This is a genomic window from Pseudooceanicola sp., from assembly GCF_029213205.1.
Lineage (GTDB): Bacteria > Pseudomonadota > Alphaproteobacteria > Rhodobacterales > Rhodobacteraceae > Pseudooceanicola.
Map to the genome: position 1 here is coordinate 26,838 of NZ_JARGNH010000025.1, position 17,899 is coordinate 44,736.

19 protein-coding genes and 1 pseudogene are annotated in these 17,899 nt (G+C 62.4%); 12 read left to right on the plus strand and 8 right to left on the minus strand.

Annotation, left to right across the window (positions count from 1 at the left end):
• Window positions 1-10: 10 nt before the first annotated feature.
• The 5 genes from P1U48_RS15290 to P1U48_RS15310 form a co-directional block, all read right to left on the minus strand.
• Window positions 11-316, minus strand: a complete 306-nt coding sequence (locus tag P1U48_RS15290; RefSeq protein ID WP_301070051.1) for a GNAT family N-acetyltransferase — start codon at window positions 314-316, stop codon at window positions 11-13.
• Between the two features lie 75 nt (window positions 317-391).
• Window positions 392-1,363, minus strand: coding sequence for a glutathione S-transferase family protein (locus tag P1U48_RS15295; protein WP_301070052.1), 972 nt, complete (start codon window positions 1,361-1,363; stop codon window positions 392-394).
• A 39-nt stretch (window positions 1,364-1,402) separates the two neighbouring features.
• The gene (locus P1U48_RS15300) at window positions 1,403-2,203 is read right to left on the minus strand and encodes a VOC family protein (protein WP_301070053.1); all 801 of its coding nucleotides are present in this window, start codon (window positions 2,201-2,203) and stop codon (window positions 1,403-1,405) included.
• Window positions 2,204-2,293: 90 nt separating this feature from the next.
• On the minus strand, window positions 2,294-2,737 hold the full coding sequence (locus P1U48_RS15305) for a DoxX family protein (RefSeq protein WP_272011226.1): 444 nt from the start codon (window positions 2,735-2,737) through the stop codon (window positions 2,294-2,296).
• A gap of 29 nt (window positions 2,738-2,766) precedes the next feature.
• Window positions 2,767-3,345, minus strand: coding sequence for an NAD(P)-binding domain-containing protein (locus P1U48_RS15310; RefSeq protein ID WP_301070054.1), 579 nt, complete (start codon window positions 3,343-3,345; stop codon window positions 2,767-2,769).
• A gap of 127 nt (window positions 3,346-3,472) precedes the next feature.
• Between P1U48_RS15310 and P1U48_RS15315 the strand changes: the two genes are divergently transcribed.
• The gene (locus P1U48_RS15315; RefSeq protein ID WP_166195042.1) at window positions 3,473-4,369 is read left to right on the plus strand and encodes a LysR family transcriptional regulator; all 897 of its coding nucleotides are present in this window, start codon (window positions 3,473-3,475) and stop codon (window positions 4,367-4,369) included.
• A gap of 12 nt (window positions 4,370-4,381) precedes the next feature.
• Here P1U48_RS15315 and P1U48_RS15320 read toward each other — a convergent pair.
• Together P1U48_RS15320 and P1U48_RS15325 are read right to left on the minus strand one after the other, a co-directional pair.
• Window positions 4,382-4,566 (minus strand): annotated as a pseudogene (locus P1U48_RS15320) (IS630 family transposase); the annotation flags it as partial.
• A 52-nt stretch (window positions 4,567-4,618) separates the two neighbouring features.
• A complete protein-coding gene (locus tag P1U48_RS15325) occupies window positions 4,619-4,984 on the minus strand; it encodes a hypothetical protein (RefSeq protein ID WP_301070055.1) in 366 nt (121 codons plus the stop codon).
• Window positions 4,985-5,682: 698 nt separating this feature from the next.
• On the opposite strand from P1U48_RS15325, the gene P1U48_RS15330 reads away from it, so the two are divergent.
• The 7 genes from P1U48_RS15330 (at window position 5,683) to P1U48_RS15360 (ending at window position 11,418) form a co-directional block, all read left to right on the plus strand.
• Complete coding sequence (locus P1U48_RS15330; RefSeq protein ID WP_301070056.1) at window positions 5,683-6,168, plus strand: hypothetical protein; 486 nt, start codon at window positions 5,683-5,685, stop codon at window positions 6,166-6,168.
• Between the two features lie 40 nt (window positions 6,169-6,208).
• Window positions 6,209-7,147, plus strand: coding sequence for a zincin-like metallopeptidase domain-containing protein (locus P1U48_RS15335; RefSeq protein WP_301070057.1), 939 nt, complete (start codon window positions 6,209-6,211; stop codon window positions 7,145-7,147).
• 23 nt (window positions 7,148-7,170) lie between these two features.
• Window positions 7,171-7,380 (plus strand): DUF6330 family protein, encoded by a 210-nt coding sequence (locus P1U48_RS15340; protein WP_081508710.1) that lies wholly within the window; start codon window positions 7,171-7,173, stop codon window positions 7,378-7,380.
• A gap of 87 nt (window positions 7,381-7,467) precedes the next feature.
• Window positions 7,468-7,857, plus strand: coding sequence for a DUF3768 domain-containing protein (locus P1U48_RS15345; protein WP_301070058.1), 390 nt, complete (start codon window positions 7,468-7,470; stop codon window positions 7,855-7,857).
• 153 nt (window positions 7,858-8,010) lie between these two features.
• The gene (locus P1U48_RS15350) at window positions 8,011-9,993 is read left to right on the plus strand and encodes a ParB/RepB/Spo0J family partition protein (RefSeq protein WP_301070059.1); all 1,983 of its coding nucleotides are present in this window, start codon (window positions 8,011-8,013) and stop codon (window positions 9,991-9,993) included.
• A 72-nt stretch (window positions 9,994-10,065) separates the two neighbouring features.
• Entirely contained in the window at window positions 10,066-10,659 is a 594-nt protein-coding gene (locus P1U48_RS15355; protein ID WP_301070060.1) for a regulator, read from the plus strand.
• A 102-nt stretch (window positions 10,660-10,761) separates the two neighbouring features.
• Complete coding sequence (locus P1U48_RS15360; RefSeq protein ID WP_150282765.1) at window positions 10,762-11,418, plus strand: hypothetical protein; 657 nt, start codon at window positions 10,762-10,764, stop codon at window positions 11,416-11,418.
• Here P1U48_RS15360 and P1U48_RS15365 read toward each other — a convergent pair.
• Window positions 11,415-11,930, minus strand: coding sequence for a hypothetical protein (locus P1U48_RS15365; protein WP_223866110.1), 516 nt, complete (start codon window positions 11,928-11,930; stop codon window positions 11,415-11,417). The two genes, P1U48_RS15360 and P1U48_RS15365, sit on opposite strands and share 4 nt — an antisense overlap.
• Window positions 11,931-12,335: 405 nt before the next feature.
• Between P1U48_RS15365 and P1U48_RS15370 the strand changes: the two genes are divergently transcribed.
• From P1U48_RS15370 to P1U48_RS15385, 4 genes are all read left to right on the plus strand, one after another.
• Window positions 12,336-16,598 carry a strawberry notch-like NTP hydrolase domain-containing protein gene (locus P1U48_RS15370; protein ID WP_301070061.1) on the plus strand — a complete coding sequence of 1,421 codons (4,263 nt, stop codon included), beginning with the start codon at window positions 12,336-12,338 and terminating at the stop codon, window positions 16,596-16,598.
• Window positions 16,599-16,719: 121 nt separating this feature from the next.
• Window positions 16,720-17,106, plus strand: coding sequence for a DUF6878 family protein (locus P1U48_RS15375; protein ID WP_301070062.1), 387 nt, complete (start codon window positions 16,720-16,722; stop codon window positions 17,104-17,106).
• A gap of 1 nt (window position 17,107) precedes the next feature.
• Entirely contained in the window at window positions 17,108-17,569 is a 462-nt protein-coding gene (locus P1U48_RS15380; protein ID WP_301070063.1) for a hypothetical protein, read from the plus strand.
• 100 nt (window positions 17,570-17,669) lie between these two features.
• Window positions 17,670-17,899, plus strand: a 230-nt coding sequence (locus P1U48_RS15385) for a hypothetical protein (RefSeq protein ID WP_301070064.1), incomplete at its 3' end; no start/stop codon positions are given.

A 17,899-nucleotide genomic window follows, 5' to 3' on the forward strand; every position in this document is an offset into this window, starting at 1 on the left:
CGTCTCCAGTTCAGCGTTTCAGCACATCGTGCCAGTCGGGATGGCGCAAGAACTGCGCCTTGGCAAAGGGGCATAGCGGGACGATGGAACGGCCTTCGGCCCGCGCATCCTCGACCGCGCGCCGCACCAGCGCCTGCCCGACCGAGCGGCCCCGCATCGCATCGGGAACTTCAGTGTGATCGATGATTATCATGCTTTCACCTGCGCGCGAATATGTCATCTCTGCTTCGTCCTCGCCTAACCGGAAGACATAGCGGCCTTTGCTCGGGTGCTCCTCGCGTTCAATGGGCTGCACCTGCGGAATCGGTCTGGACATGATCTGCCTTTCTGCTGTCGGTAGTTTGGCATGTTCGGCGAAGGTTCGCACCCGCCGGCCGAACACGGTTTTCCCCTACGCGACAGTGTCAAGCAACCGCCGGATATGCGCCGGGCCGGTCGGCCGGATGCCCGTCGGATTCAGCGCCTTGATTGAATAGTAGCCGCGCGTGATGTGATCCATATTGACCGTCTCCGCGACGCCCGGCAACCGCAGCACACGCTCCATATGCGCCGAAAGATGCGGGTAATCCGCGATTTGCCGGCAGTTGGTCTTGAATAGTCCGTGATAGGCCGCGTCGAACCGGATGAGCGTCACGAAAGCACGGATATCAGTTTCGGTCAGCTTGTCGCCGAACAGATACGGGCGGCCGTCACCGAGGCGGGACTCGAGCTGGTCAAGCATCGCGAACACCCCCGAGACGGCTTCGTCATAGGCCTCCTGGCTGGAGGCGAATCCGGCCTTGTAGACCCCGTTATTGAGGCTTTCGTAAACCTGCCTGTTCAGCACGTCGATCTCTTCGGCCAAATCGGCGGGATAGAGACGCAGATCGGATGGGGCGATCGCGTCGAAGGCGGTATCGAACATGCGCACGATATCGGCGCTTTCGTTGTTCACCATGACGCCGCGCTTCATGTCCCACAGCACCGGCACGGTAGCGCGGCCCGAGACATGGGGATCGGCACGGGTATAGAGTTCATGCATGTATTTCGACGCGTATAGCGGGTCCTCATCCGCGCCCGGATAGCCGCCGAACCGCCAGCCCTGATCGGTCAGCGTCGGGTTGACCACCGTGACCGGGATCAAATCCGCAAGCCCCTTGAGGCGCCGTGCGATCAGGGTGCGCGAGGCCCAGGGGCAGATCAGCGCGACATAGAGCCGGTACCGCCCGGCCTCGGCCTCGAAACCACCCTCGCCCGTGGGGCCGGGGCGTCCGTCGGGGGTGACCCAGTTCCGGAACTCCGAAACCTGGCGTATGAAACGCCCTTGTTCATCAGCCTTCTGGACCGGCTGCCAGTTCTCGACCCATCTTCCATTCACAAGCATGTCTTGTCTCCGTTTTTACTATCAGCTTCGCAAAGCGCATCACTGCGCCAGCGCGAAGGCGGTGCCCCAGGGATCGATGAAGCGGTCGCCGCCAAGGCGCTGCGTGATCGCCTGACGCGCTGTCGGATCGACGCCGAGGGTGATTTCGCTCAGCCCCGCCTCGGACGCGTCCCGCGTCCCGGCACTGCGGCTGTTCCAGATGTTGCCGGCCAGCTGGTGGTGATAACCGCCGCTGCCGTAGAAACTCGCGCCGGGATAGGTCGCGGCGATGTCGAGGCCGAGCGTGTCGTGATAGAAGCGATCCGCCTCTTTCGTGTCGCCGACCTGCAAATGAACGTGGCCGATGATGCCGCCTTTCGGGAAACCGGCCCATGTCCGGCCTTGCCCCGCGCGCATCAGATCTTTGAGGTCCAGCGGGTCCGTTGCCATGCGGATCTCGCCCGCGCGATCGCGCCACTGGCTTGGTGGTCGGTCGACATAAACCTCAATCCCATTGCCTTCGGGATCGGCCAGGTAGATCGCTTCGCTGACGATGTGATCCGACGCCCCCTGCAGCCGCGTGTCCCTTTCGGTGACATGGCCGAGCCATCGGGCCAGATCGCCGCGCGACGGCAGCAGGAAGGCGGTGTGAAACAGCCCCGCCTGCCTGGGATCGCGCGGACGAAACGACGGGTCGCCATCAAGATGCAGCAGCGGCGTTTCTTCGGTGCCCAGTGTCACGCTGCTTCCGGCTTCTGCCAGCGGCACCAGCCCCAGAACGTCACGGTAGAAGGACGAAACGGCATCCAGATCCCGCACCCTGAGCCGAACGGTATCGATGCGGATCGGCGCGGCATTCATGTCGAATTTTTCGATTGGATTGGCCATCGTGATACTCCTTTGGGGAATGGGGGCGGGGCTGCTTGCCCCGCACCATGAAGGCGGATCGGATCAGTTCCGGCTGCGCTTGAGCGCATAGGCGCCGTCGCCCAGCAGAGCTTGCACGACCAGTGTGATCGCCCAGAATGCGGGATATTCCCAGCCGCCGCCTTCATTCGAGAAGAAGAAACCGGCCGCGCCATGCGGCGCGTAGATCGAGCCGAGCAGGACCGGCACCAGCGCGAGCGACACCCAGCGGGTCCAGACGCCGAGGATCAGCGCCACGCCACCGGCAAGCTCGGCGGCCATTACGAGATAGGCGAGTGTTCCCGGAAAGCCGAGGCTTTCGAAGAAGGCGGTCGTTCCCGCCGGCGTGAAGATCACGAGTTTCAGCCAGCCATGGGCGATGAACAGGATTCCCAGCGCAACGCGCAGGATTGTGGCTGCCAGATCGGCATTCGCCACGCCGGGGATCAGCGGTGATTGAGGCGGGTTATGATGGTTTGCGTTGGACATTGTCTTTTTCCTTTGTTCGGGAGGTTGGGTCAGGCGGAAAACTGCCAGCGCGGCGCGATCTCGGTGCCTTTTCCGAGCACATAGCCGAACTGGATATTCAGGAAGCCAAGCGGCTCAAGCTGACGGGCGGTGGACAGGGAGCCGGCATCGACCGGCTCGAACCCGGCCTCTGCGGCCAGCGTTTTCACAGTTTCGCGCGCCGTCTCGTCGTCGGCGGCGATAAAAGTCTGCAACGGCTGACCGTCCAGCTTGAGATCCCCCGCATAGTGCTGGGCGAAGATCGTGTTGAATGCCTTCACGACGAACGCTCCCGGAACGAGCGCAGCGATCGCCTCGGCGGCCGACGTGGTGGTACCGAGTTGCAGGGCCGAGAAATCCTCGGTGACGGGGTTGGACACATCGATGACGATCTTGCCGGTGAAGTCTGCCTGGTCGGCGATTTCGGCAGCTGCCCCATAGGGTGTCGCGAAGATAACGATATCGGCCTCAGTCACGGCCTTTGCCACATCGTCGGCGCGACCAAAGGTCCCTACTTCATGTTGTGTTTTGCTCAGGATATTTGCCAGACCGGATCCGACATTGCCGTTACCAATGATTGCGATTTTCATGACTTGTTCCTTTCAGTGCGCGCCTTCAGGCGCTGTTTGATCTGTCAGGAAGATACGCCTTGCCTTTAGGCAATGAAATGGCGACTATGGAGAATGACTATCCACAAAATGTACTAAGTAATTTGCCATGGATATCGTCGATGAACTCCGGGCCTTCGTGGCCACCGCGCAGACGGGCTCGTTCACCGCGGCCGCCCATCAACTGGGCGTGTCGAACCGGCTGACTTCCAAATATGTGGCTGCGCTCGAGCAACGCCTCGGTTCCCGCCTGCTTCAGCGGACAACCCGCAAGGTGGGGCTGACACCGGCGGGTGAGGACCTGATTGCGCGGGCGCCGGCGCTGCTCGATGATCTAGATGAGCTGCTCGGCAGCGTTGCCGAAGGATCGCGCGGCCTGACCGGCGTCATTCGCATCTCGGCTCCTGTAACCTTCGGCGAAGTCTATGTAACGGGGATGTTGGCACGGTTTGCCCGACAAAACCCGGATCTTACACTCGATTTGCGGCTCGATGACCGCTATGTCGATCTGGCCAGCGACGGCTTCGACCTGGCTTTTCGCATCGGCCGGTCCGACATGCTGTCACTCAAGACGCTCAGGCTTGGCACCTTCAGCAGCCTTCTGGTGGCCAGCCCGGACTATGTCCGAGCACACGGAAAGCCCGGCTCACCCGAGGAACTGGCTGACCATACCTGTATAGTGGACACCAACCGGCGGGTTCCGCACAGATGGATCTTCGTCAGGAACGGGGTCGAGACAAATGTTCAGATCCACGGGCGGTTCCAGGTCAACTCCGCGCGCGCGGCCATGGATCTGGCCATCGGCGGCCTTGGGATCGCCAACATTCCGCGCTTCGCCCTGAGCAACGCCATCGAGACCGGATCGTTGGTCCCCTTGCTGGAGGAGTTCGGAGGCGACAGCGGTCCTGTCAGCGCGGCCTATCTCGAGGGCCGGGCCTTGCCCCGCAAGATCCGCGCACTGATCGACTTCGCCGCCGAGGATATTCGGTCTACCACGACCCTCTAGAGCATCGAGCCTTTAACTTGATCCATTTCCTGCTTCGCAGAAGTAATTCCAGCATTCAGGCGGTGTGAACAGATCGCAGACTCCGCGAGTGCGTCGAAAATCTGGTCGAATGTTCTGGCCCCTGTCCGTCGCAAGTGCGCCTTGAGTTTCGAGAGCGCCATTTCGATTGGGTTCAAGTAGGGTGAGTACGGCGGCAGATTGTCAATCTGCATCAAAACTGGGTTAGAGCCGATCATCAACGCCGACGGCTCAGTTTGTGAAGGCATCGATAAGGTTGATGACGGAGAGGATCTTTCTGGTGTCACGATCAACCCGATAGGCCCGGTTGCCCTCGCGATAATAGCGCCAATCGTCACGTGGTTCTAGATTTAGCCTACGGGGATCGCGAATAACCACGTAATCACCGATGCGAAGGATGTCCCCGATTCTAGAGCCGTAGTGATCATAGGTCTTGCGTACCTGCCCCGGCGGCACACAGGGCGGGTTCTTTTTTGCAAGTCCTGGCGGGCAATGTCCTGCAAATCCGTTGTGGTGGTCGCCGCGCGCCTTGCCCTTGCCGCGCCCAGGGTCTGCCGATGCAGGCACGGCGGCCATTGACACCGCTGCAATCGCCATTACGGCCAGTGTTCGAGAAAATCTCATAGCTCGCTCCGTTTCAAGTGTTGTCGGATAGATAGCGCTGAGCACGACAGAAGTCAGGCATAACGAACATCACCAGGCCATAATGCAGCAGAAACGGCGAGCTTCCGCCGGCCTCGTTGCCGCCTGCGAACAAGGCCAGGATGGGTCGATAAGCCTGGACGGCCCGGCCTTGAGCTAAGTCAGTTTAGCATTCGGCATGATGCGGGCAGAGCTGGACCGTGGTGCTCGCGGCCTTAATTGCTTATCTCGGTGCGGTGCTGGAGCCGAAGCCCAATAGCGTGTCCGGTGCAATCATCACGCTTCTTGCGTTGTTCCTGCCTGGCTTTGCGCGAGAACAGGACCGCGCTTGATCTGCTGACAAGCATGCAGGCGTGTCCCGAGTTCGCGTCTTGGGCGCGCAACACGGGCGGATTTTTCGAGGATTGGGGTGATATGCATCGGTTTGCCGACCATCTCATGCTGATGGCGGAATTTCGGCGCATGCCTGGAACGTGACGCAGGAGCGAATGGGAACACAGGTGGCAACGGCGGTTGAGGGCCCGTTGGTTTTGAGAAGGACAGGGTCCGTGCCCAGGAAAAGTGAAAGTGTCCTTCGGGTTTTGTGACTGACGGATGAGGGCCTTTGGGGTCCCTCAGATGGGTCCGGGCCGGATTCCGGTCTGTCTTTCCTGATGAAGGGCATTCCCATGCAAACAGGTGTCTTGCGCGTGTTGCGCGCGACCGCTGCCTTGTGGTGGCGGCATAGAGAGCTGCGCCGAACTGGCCAGACGGCGCTGGCACAGCGGCGCGAGCGTGGGATCGTCCTGCGTGATCTCGGCTATCTGAAGCAGGCGGCGTCATTGCCAAACGCGCATGTGATCTGCGGGGAGGGTGGGACATTCATCTATCTTGGTTGGACCACCGTGTCGAGTTTCGCACCGATCGAGCGCTTTCCCTTGGCCACTCTTGCGGTCGCACGAGGGACCCCGTTCATCGATATCCGATCCGTCACCGATGTCACCGCCGTCGCGAACTTGCCGTGCGTGGCGCGGGACGGATCGGTCGACCCTGACCCTTGCGGTCCTGGCAGGTCCGTCTCGCTGACCACCTACATCGACATGGTCGAAGCCCTCGGTGCCAGGATCGCCAACGATCCGCGCCCCCGCCAGTCAACCTGATCACCATTCCCTCTCACCAACACTCGAAAGGAGGCCAGCCATGGCCCGATCCCGCACGCCCAAATTCGATGCCTCCGAGGTCATCACAAACGAAATCATCCGCATCATCGAGCGCGGCGTCCTGCCGTGGCGCAAGCCCTGGACCGCAGGTGGCAGCTGTCGCCCCCTGCGCATGGGCGGGGAACCCTACCAGGGAGTGAACAACTTCCTGCTGACGATGCGGACCGTGATGGCGGGCCACAGCTCTCCCTTCTGGATGACGCTGCCGCAGGCCAATGCGTTGGACGCAAAGGTCCGCAAGGGCGAGAAGTCCTCTGTCGTCGTTTATTACGGTCAAAGCCGGAGAGACGCGGGCGGCGAGGACGACCGTAGCAGCGGGGATGATCACTCCGAGGAAGCCCGCATCTTCCGCTTCCAGAAATCCTACCGGGTGTTCAATGCCTGCCAGATCGAGGGCTTGCCCGACAGTTTCTACCCTGACCCGGAGCCCGTGCCCGAGCATCCGCCGTCCGAGCCCATCCCGCACATGCAGGCGTTTTTCGATGCTATCGACATCACGACTGTCTTCACAGGAACGGAAGCGTACTACCTGCCGCCCGTGGACAAGGTTTACATGCCGTCCATCACGCGGTTCCAGGACCCGCGCAATTTTTACGGGGTCTGGGCCCATGAGCTGGCCCATGCGACAAAAGCCCCCCATCGACTGAACCGTGATTTCGGTCTCTCGAAGTTTGGCAACACCTCTTACGCGCGCGAGGAGATCGTCGCGGAGTTGACCTCGGTGTTCCTGGGACAAACGCTCGGCTTCACGGCGCATACGCTCGAGATGAATGCCGCCTACCTCCATAACTGGTTGCGCGTCCTTCGGTCGGACAAGGGCGCGATCTTCCGGCACGCGGCTGATGCGCAGCGCGCCTGCGACTACCTGATCGCCAGATCGGAGGCGGGCAGGGCAGGGGACAGCGCCGAGGCCGCCTGACCACACAGAGAACGAAGACTCGCATGTCACGCAAGGAACCCAAGACGCTGCGGGTGGCCTGCTTCGAAGACGGCCGCCGCAAGATAATCACCTTCAAGCGCGGTGCCTATTGGTGGAGCCAGTCTGATGGCGCTTATCCGTTCTCGGCAGCGCTCGAGAGCATCAAAGAACAAGGCGGCTGGATCGAAACCATCCCTAACCCGAACTACAGAGTCAGAGGGCTGTTCGGATAAGGCGCCTTCGGCCTCAATTCATCCGCCAGGCGGAAAAGTGAAAGCAGGCTTTGGGAAGGGTGTTTCAACTTCTCAAAGGAGATCCCCATGGCCATGACCGTTCAACCCCAGCCAGATCGTCCCGACTCGACCGTGATCGCGGCGCAGAACGACGCGTTTCGCAAGCTCGCGTGCCTTGGAGTGCCGCCCGCGCAGCCCATCCAGGGCCGGATGCATGTCACCCGCTCGCTTATGGAGGCCGGTGACGGCTTCATGGCCGAGGCGGTGAAGGCAACCGGTGAGTTTGCCACGTTCGAGCCTGAGAATGACCCAGAAGGCTGGCACGATTTCGGGGCGGTCGAGATCCGGGGCGAGACCGTGTTCTGGAAAATCGATCTCTATGAAGCAGACTCGGATTTCCGCTATGGGGCCGAGGTCCCGGACAATCCTGCCACCACCATGCGCGTGCTGACCATCATGTTGGCGCGCGACTGGTAGGGCAGGGGACACCCCCTCCTGATACTCCAGGCAATGAAGGCCCACTGACCCCTCAAAGGGAGAGTGGGCCGTTTGTCGTCGTGATCCCCGAAGCCGGGGATTGGTCACGCGCAAGCGCGCGGGCCGTATCTCACCCACCGAGAAGGACATCCCATGACCACAAGCTTTGCCCCCCTCACCGTCGCGATCGGCGATCTGGTCCGGCATCCCGCCAATGTGCGCAGCAACTCTTCGGAAACCTATGATCCCGAGAACATCGCGCATCTGAAAGCCAGCATCGCTGTTCTGGGCCTGCTCCAGCCGCTCTTGGTCCAGAAGCTTGACGGCAAATATGCTGTCCTCGCTGGTGGCCGACGCCACGCCGCGCTGAAGGAGCTGGTCGCAGACAAGGCCGCCAAGGGGTTCACCGCGAAAACCAAGGTGGACTGCCGCCTTGTGCCGGAGGAGTGCGACGTCACCACGGCGCTGTCGCTCGCCGAGAACATCACCCAGGCGCCGATGAATGCCATCGACGAGTTCGAGGCTTTCGCGCGGATGATGGAGGTCGACGGCCAGACGCCCGAGACCATCGCAAAGACCTTCGGCACCACGATCGCCGCCGTGAAAGGCCGGTTGCGCTATGGCCTGATCCACCCCGACATCCGCGCCGCGGCCCGGGGCAAGGTGATCACGCTCGACACGATGAAGGCCTTCGCCGAGCACCCGAGCCAGGAGGCGCAGCGCGAGGTCTTTGAGGCGCTCACGAAAGACGGCGGCTATCTGCAGGCCTATACCGTCCGTCAGGCCCTCAAATCCCGCGGGGTGCAGGTCAGCGACGATATCGGGGCTTTCGTGCGCGAAGACTACGAGGCACGCGGCGGCGCCGTCGCGGCTGACCTTCTGGAAGAGCATTCCGTGCTCGAGGATGCGGCGCTGGTCGAAACCATCATGCTCGAGAAGCTCGGTGCCGCCGCCGAGAAGGCGCGTATGAAGCTGGGCTTTGCCTGGGCCGATGCGATGGTGCGCTATGATTACGCGACCATGGCCGACTACGGCCGCGTCTATCCCGGCCCGATCGAGCCGGATGAGGCTGCCCAGAAGCGCATCGATGAGATCACCGCCGAGCTTGAGAAATTGCAGCTCGAGATGGAGGATGAGGGGCTCGAGGACGGTGCCTACAATGCCCTTTACGACCGCGTGGACGCCTTGGAAGAGGAAGCGCGCGATCTGCAGGAGGCCTACAGCGCCGAGGACCTCGCGCGGTCTGGGGTGATCGCGTCGTGGCAGGGTGGGCAGATCACGCTCCATGTTGGCCTCGTCCGCCCGGAAGACACCGTCAAAGAGGAGGGCGCGCGCGGCTCCTCGGCCAACCCGACCGGGGAGGAGGCCCCGGACGCCGGCGAAATCACCTATCCAGCCTCACTGGCTGAGGACCTCAAGACCGAGCGAGCCATGGCGCTTGGGGCCGCGATGGCGCTGCATCCGGAGGCCACGCTCGATCTGACGCTCTTCAAGCTGGTCAGTGACGTTCTGGCCAGCGGCATGAGTGTCACGCAGGCGATCAAGATCGAGGCCCGCAAGGAATACCGCAGCCATGCCAAGATGGACGAGATCGACGAGACCTCGCTCGAGCAGGTGGCGGCGGCGCATGATGCGCTTGATCTCTCCTGGCTCGATGACACCCGCGCGCCCGCCGATCAGTTCGCGGCGTTTCGCGCGCTGGAGGCCGGCGAGAAGGCCAAGCTCGTGGCCTATGCCACGGCCAGCACCACGCAGTCCTGCTTCGCGCGGGACCGCCAGCGCGACAGCCTGATGCATGCGTTCGAGATCGAGATCATGCCCGACATCCGCGCCCACTGGACGCCGAATGCGGCGCTCTTCAACCGCTTCAAGAAGGCTTGGCTCCTGAAGATCCTCGGCGAGGATCTGGGTCTCGCCCAGGAGGCGGTGACGCTGGCCTCGTCGAGCAAGAAGGAGATCGTCGCCTTCTGCGACAAGCTCTTCGCCGAGCCCTTCGCCACGCTCACGGACGCGCAGCGCGCTGCCGTGGCCGCCTGGTGCCCGCCCATGATGCAGACCGCCGGTGTCGCCTGTGATGAGGCGGAGCCCGCTGCGGAAACCCCCGAGCCTGACAGCGAGGTCGCGCAAGCGGCCTGAGTCCTCACGCGACCCGCGCGAGGCATTCCCCGCGCGGGTCGACCCTCCCACACCCAACCGAAAGACATCCTCATGGCTATTCTCAAGTTCTCTGCGTCCGCTGTTGCGGCACAGATCGCCCATGCGCGCGCCTGCAAAACCTTCCTGCCCAACTGGAACGGGCCCGTGGACAGGCCCGCCCTGATCCTCATCGTCGGCAATGGTGTGCATCTGCGCTCAAACGGCATCGATGGCACGACCACCCGTATCGTCACCACCGAACAGGCCGATCCCTCCTTCGCCTTCGCCGACGGCATGAACCCGTTTCGGGACGCCGACTGGATGGCGCAGCGCCGCATGGCGTTTCGCGATCTGACCGGCCAGTTCTACACCGACATCCTGGATGACGTGCAGGTGCTCATCGACCGGGGGCGGGGGGCCATCCGGCTCGCCACCGATGGCCACAGCATCCGCGTCTTCGTGCGCCGGGCCTCGGACTATCTCATCGGCGGGACCTACGAGGTGCCCTCGGGCCTCGGCGGCACCTTCCGGGTCATCCTCAAGGATGCCTGCGACACCTTCGCGATCGTGCAGAACTGCGGCAATTGCGAGGATTTCGACGCCATGCAGCCCTACCGCGTGCCGCTCGATGCGCTGATGGAAATCGATGACCGGAGGGCGGCGTAACGCGCCCTTTCTCAAACAAGCATCGCCAATACCCTGCCGGGCCTGCGGCCCTCTCGGGACATTGGCGACAACAGTTTTCCAAACGAGAGAAAGGACTCTGAAATGGGTTGGCTCTTCTACACCGACGGCCGCGTCCAGACCTACGCGGATGAGAAAGCGGAGATTGCTCGGCTGTGCACCTTCGAGGGCGAAAGGCGCAAGACGGAACTGGTCAAAGCCTGCAAGGTGGGTTCGACTTGGTACGCGGCGGCAAAGGTCACAAATATCGACGGCACCCCTGTCGAAGACACGACCTATGTCACCGATGCGGATGGCTCCATCACTTTCGCCGCCGTATTCCTTACCCGATATGATGACGGCTGCTGGGGCTACAAGGACATGGAGGAAAGCGCTGGCCCGAACGAGGCTCGCGCGCCCCTTGGGCTGATCGAACTTCTCTCCGACTTGAAAGACCCGGACAGCTACGCCCAGGACTGGCGTCAGCGCTGCCGGAATTGGGCTGCGATCCCGGACTACGAGGAAGGCGACAAGATCAGGCTCGCCACGCCCGTGACGCTCACCGATGGCAGTACATGCCAGATCGTCACCGCGACGTACTACAAGCGGGGGCGGCAAAAACGCCGCTGCTACCGCATCGAGGAAACCGGTGGGCTCGTACGCCTGTCGAAGGCCTCGCTTGCGGGCTCAGAGCTGCTCAGCTCCGCAAAGGGCGCGGCCAGTCCTGTGCTGGCGGAATTCCTAGCGGGGCGGGACGCTTAGGGGCGCACTGCGAGTAGTGCGCGCACCGTCTCGATTTCCAGCACCCAGTTGCTGGTCGTTTCGTTGCGCCATCTTATGCAGCGGATGATCCGATCAAAATCATCCTGAAGGGCGCGCGGAAAAACAGGCTCATGGTGTGCGATTCTGTTGCGGAGCCTCCTCACGGCTTCAATGTCAGACCTTAATTCAGATCGGCGCTGGCTGGCAGCGACACCACGAGGCGCGTCCGGAAACACTGCGTAGAAATGATCGTCCCACAGTCTGCCTTGGTGCCTGTTTGTCAGCATCTTCTCCCAAAACACGAACTTCAGTTCGGCGACGACCTTTCCGGCAGTGGGTTGCTGTGCTGCGCAACCTTCGAGGTCTCGTTTGGGGCTGTATGCCGGACCGCGCGGGTTCGGTAACGAACGGATGAAGCCTTGTGTCCAAGGCCATGTTCCTCCATGGACAGCTTCGATTGCTTCCACGATCGCGTTTCGCAGCGCAACTTCCAAAACATGGAGTGGAACCATGAACGCGGCTGATACTTGAAGATTCCAGTGGTATAGGTGGAGAGCTCGCGTCCTATCATTGCCGGTTTCGCGCAGATAGGTCGCAAACCTAGGTGCGGATAGGACGTTCGGAAGGTGGTGTTCTTCATCAGCCGTGAACGGTGGATACATTGACAGTAAAGACTTTCGGTGCCATATAGAGCGTGAGCTTTGAGATTGCGGGCACTATGCCTCCCCTCATTGCACAAAGAAAGCAAAAGCCCGTCGCATTGCGGCGGGTTTTTCAGTTTTCTAATCCAACTCCGAAAAACCGTTTGATTGGCCGGCCGTAGATTGGATGCCTCTTGGTCTGAGCTCATCATCCCGAAAAGCGAAAGCGGGCTTTTTGTCCTTTGGAACTCAGACCCTGATCCAAAGGAAACCCCCATGTCCAAGCCCAAACCGGCAAAAACGGCTCTCTCAATCTCCGACACTGACCTCGCCTCTGCCCTCGTGCAGATCGGTGCGGAGGTCGACCACCAACCCCTGCGCAGCTCAGCGCTGGCGCGCATCATGCGCGAGACGTTTCATGGCAGTGATGCCGGGGGCGCCTGGGACTGGCGCATAGCCTATGACATGATGCAGGCTGCGGCCATCCAGGTGCTGCTGGGTGGGGACGGCGCGGCAGGTGACATCGCCGCTGCAAAGCTCCTTGCCTCACGGCTTCTCACGGAAACCCGCCGGTCAGAGCAGCAGATCCGGCTGCAGCAGTTTTCCACGCCGCTGCCATTTGCGGCGCTGGTCTTGCGGGCTGCGGCGATCCGCAAGGGCGAGACCGTTCTGGAGCCCTCGGCTGGCACCGGTGCCCTGGCTGCTTTCGCTGCCCAAACCGGTGCCACGGTTGTGCTCAATGAGATCGACCCCTTTCGCCAGCACCTCCTGCGCGCGGTTTTCGGCGGCGAGGTGACGGGCCATGACGGCGAGCATATCGACGATCTGCTGCAGACGCCGGTTCTACCCGACGTCGTGGTGATGAACCCGCCCTTCGCCTCCTCGGTCGACCGATCCCGCGACAAGCACATCGCTGCCAAACATCTCATTGCGGCTGCAAAGCGCCTGGCACCAGGTGGGCGCCTGGTGGCGATCATGCCGCCGGGGTTCACGCCCGAACGCGATGCCGCGCATTGGTCCCGCGCCTGCGGTCTCCTGACGCCACGATTGGCGCTGACGATGCCGGGGCAGGTCTACCGCAAGCTCGGCACCTCTGTCGAAACCCAGCTCATGGTCTTCGACAAGGTGCAGGAGGGCGGCGAGATGATCCGCGCCACTTTGTGCGATCTGGATGAAGCCCTTCCATTTGTCGATGCCGTGGCCGCAACACGGACCGAGATGAGCCCGGCCCAACGGGTTGAAGCGATCCCTCATGCTCGGCCGACCGTTCGATCATCTGTCCCGCGCAAGACCGCTGCTGGTGTTATCACCGCCCCCACAGCCAGTGCCAATGCCGTCCGTCCGCTCAGCTTCACGAGCCTTCAGACCCCGCGCAACAACATGCCCATCTCGGACATCTATGCGCGCTACCGTCCGCAACGGATCAAGATTGCGGATGCGCAGGAACATCCCACGCCGCTCGTTGAAAGCATCGCCATGGCCTCGGTTGCCCCGCCCATGCCCTCAAATACGGGCCGTGATGACTTGCGCCTGCCCGCACGGTTGATCGAGGAGGGACATCTCTCCGAGGCGCAGCTGGAAACCATCATCATGGCGCATGACGCCCATCGGCGCGACCTGCCGGGTCGGTTCGCGATCGATGACGACCAGACCAAGCTGACGCGCGCCGATGATGACCCGGATGCACGTGCCTATCGCCTTGGCTATTTCCTCGGTGACGGCACCGGTTGCGGCAAGGGGCGCGAATGCGCGGGGCTCATTCTCGTGAACTGGCTTTCCGGGCGCAGGAAGGCGATCTGGGTCTCCAAATCCGCCACGCTCATCGAGGACGCCATCCGCGACTGGACCGATCTCGGCGGCTCGCCTGCCGACATTCAGCCACTTTCCAAATGGAAACCGGACCAGCCGGTCCCTATGGGCGACGGTATCCTCTTCGTCACCTACGCCACGCTGCGGTCCGCGGGCAAATGCGGCACCACGCGACTGAGCCAGATCCTCGCCTGGATGGGCGAAGACTTTGAAGGCGTACTGGCCTTTGATGAGGCCCATGCCATGCAGAACGCGGCCGGGTCCGAGCAGGGCAGGGGGGTCAAACCCTCCCAGCAGGGCCTTGCTGGCCTGCGGCTGCAACTGGCAGCACCCCGCGCTCGCGTCTTCTACATCTCGGCCACGGGTGCCACGAGCGTGCACAACCTGGCCTATGCCGCGCGGCTGGGGCTCTGGGGGCAGGGCCCCGAATACCCCTTCCCAAGCCGCGAGAGCTTCGTTTCTGCGATGGAAGCCGGCGGTGTCGCTGCCATGGAGGTGGTCGCGCGCGATCTCAAGACGCTCGGGCTTTACACGGCGCGTGCCCTCAGTTTTGATGGTGTGGAGTATGACGTGCTCGAACACGCGCTCACTCCGGTCCAGATCGAGGTCTATGACGCCTACGCTGGAGCGTTTCGCACCATCCACCACAATCTCGAAGCCGCGCTGACGGCGACCGGCGTCAACGACGCCTCGGGCGAGACCAATGCGTCGGCCGCACGCGCCTCGGCCAAGTCCCGCTTCGAAAGCACGAAACAGCGCTTCTTCAACCATCTCCTGATGGGCATGAAGGCTCCAAGCATTATCCGCGCCATCGAGGACGATCTGGCGGCGGGCAAGGCTTGCGTCATCCAGGTGGTCTCGACGGGTGAGAGCCTGCTGAAACGTCGACTTGAGACGATGGATCCCGAGGATGAACTCGTCGAGGGTGCCTTGACGCCGCGCGACTATGTTCTCGGCTACCTCGAACAGGCCTTCCCAATCCATGCTCAAAAGCTCGTGGAGATCGATGGCAATATGGTGGCCGAGCCGCTCCGCGATGAAACTGGCGCGCTGGTTGTCTCCCGCGAAGCGCTTGCCCTGCGCGATGCGGCCATGATGGAGTTGATGACGCTCGCCCCGATCCCCTCGGCGCTGGATCAGATCCTCTGGGCCTTTGGCGACGAGGCAGTTGCCGAGGTCACGGGTCGATCGATCCGGCCCCTCAAGGCCGAGGATGGACATCTCTTCATCGAGAAGCGCGCCGCCAGCAGTAATTCGTCCGAGACCCAAGCCTTCATGGATGGCGAGAAGGATATCCTGATCTTTTCTGACGCGGGCGGGACGGGGCGCTCCTATCATGCGGCGCAAACGGCGAAGAACCAGAAACGGCGGCGGCACTACCTGTTGGAGCCCGGCTGGCGCGCCGATGCGGCCATCCAGGGGTTGGGCCGTACGCATCGCTCGGCCCAGGTCAGCGCGCCTTTCTTCCGGGTCTGCACCTCGGATGTGCATGGCGAAAAGCGTTTCACCTCGACTATAGCCAAGCGCCTCGACCAGCTGGGGGCCTTGACCAAGGGTCAGCGCGAGACCGGCTCGCAGGGCATGTTCCGGGAGGAGGACAATCTCGAAAGCCCGATCGCGCGGGCGGCGCTGCGTGGGTATTTCGCCGATCTTGCCGCCGGGCGCGCTGAGGCGATGAGCTACGAGAGCTTCACCGACTGGACAGCCCTGCGGCTGATCGACAAGGACGGGGTGCTGCTCGAGGAATTGCCGCCGATCCAGCGGTTTCTGAACCGGGTTCTGGCCCTGCCCATCCACATGCAGAACGCGCTCTTTGCCGAGTTCATGCGCCGGATTGCCGATCAGACTGAACGGGCGCGCGCGGCGGGCACGCTCGATCTCGGCGTGGAAACCCTACGTGGCGAAAAGATCGAGCAGGTCTCCACCGAGGATCTCTGGACCTGCCCGAAATCCGGCGCGGTGACGCGGATCATCGGACTTGAGGTGACGGACCCGGTCCACGTGCTGTCAGCGGATGGCGCCCTGTCGCGAAATCCCGACAAGCTGCCGATGGTCAACCGCGCTTCCGGTCGCGCCGGGCTCATTTCGGCGCGCCCCATGCAGATGTATGACGAGGACATCGTCACGCTAATGCGCAAGGCGGTGCGGCCAAACGGGTCCAGCTATCTGGAGGAGACGCGGTTTGAGTCTTCTGCCTGGGAAGACATCGGAAGGCCCGAGTTTGCAAGGCTTTGGGATGCCGAGGCAGCGTCCCTGCCAAAAACCACCACGACCAAGCTCTACCTGCTGACCGGGCTGCTGCTGCCGATCTGGAAGGACATTCCGACCACCAATGAGCGCATCTACCGGGTCACGCCCGATGGGGCGACCGCCATGATCGGGCGCACGCTGAGCGAGGAAGGGGCGGCCGCGCTGCGCGCCCGCTTCCTCGTGTCCAACCCGCAAACACCGCAGGAGATGTTGACCACCGCCCTCGGCACCACCGCGCCTGTCGATCTGGGCCGGGGTCTCACCTTGACCCGTCGCCGTGTCGCAGGCGAGATGCGCCTCGAGCTGGGCGGCGCGGATCGGGGCATGATCGACGGCCTCAAGGCCCTCGGCTGCTTTACCGAGATCATCGCCTTCCAGCTGCGGGTGTTCCTGCCGCATGGTGACGGGATCGATACGGGAAGCATTCTGGCCCGGATCGTGGGGCAGCGAGCCGCTAGAGCTGCAGAACAAGCCGCCTGAAAAGTCAAAGCGAGCTTCCGGTCGGGCGGCGTGGATCGGGATTTGGCCGATCTGCGCTTTCCGGATGCGCGCTGACCAATGCCAGGCCCGGCCCCCCAACTTCAGATAAGAGGACAGACCCATGACCAATCCCCAAATGGACTATGCCGCAATGGCGGCTCAATGGCGTGCAGAGCGCGAAACCACCTTGAAGGCGACTCGAGCGGAACTGCTCGCGCAACTACGTGCGCTTGGCATCAGCGAGGTCACTGCCGAATACGAAGGCTATGGCGACTCCGGCAATGTCGAGGATGTGACGGTGCAGCCTGCAGAGGTCCAACTGCCGGAGCCGCTTGCCACAGAGGTTGGCGACTTCGCCTGGTCGCTCGCCTATCACCATCACCCAGGGTTCGAGAACAACGAGGGCGGCTACGGCACGCTGACCTGGGACTTGCGCAACGACAGCATCACCCTCGATCACGCCGACCGCTATGTCGAATGCTCGCACAGCTATGACGAGGGGCTGTGAGATGGCCCATCCGCTTCATCATGCCGAAAGCTCTGCCCGGAAATTCGGCGGGGTGCCATCTGACTATCAGGCTGTGCACGATTGGTTTGACGCCTCGAAAGAGCACCTCGCGCTCTTCACGCACCGAGCCATGCGCCACCATGCCCAAGGCCTGTTCGAGGCCGAACGTGTCTTCGGCCTGACCCTGACCAATAGCGCAGGTCGGGACATTCCCGTGCGCTGGATCGGCGAGCAGCATGTCCGCGAAGACTGTCAGGGCCGTATCCCGAGCATGGCGGACTGGCTGCGACGGATACAGCCTGAGCCATGGATGGCCAATGGCCATATCGACCGGCATGCCGGCGATGAGCCCTGCGGCGACCCAAGGGTTGCCTGGGCCTCCGAGGTTGCCGCCGGAAGAACGGTTCTTGGTCTGAAGGATTGGATGGCGGCGCGCGCGACGCAAACCACGCGAAGCGCCTGACAGCTCTCGGCTCTTTGCAAAACGAATGCTGCATGGAAGCCCGGTCGGAAGATCGGGCTTCTTGCGTCGTTTCCCCACCATTCTTCTTAAGGAGGATCACATGACACTCGATGACATCAAGGCGGCCGTCGATGCCGGGCAGACCGTGCATTGGGCCAATACCGGCTACGTTGTCCACAAGGACCGGCTCGGTCAGTACCTCATTACCTACGTGCCGAATGGTAGCTGCATCGGCCTGACCGACCGGGGTGGGCAAAGGTTGAACGGCAAAGAGACGGAGTTCTTCATCGCGCGATCGGAGGACGGCGCGGAAAATCCGGGCAGCCAATC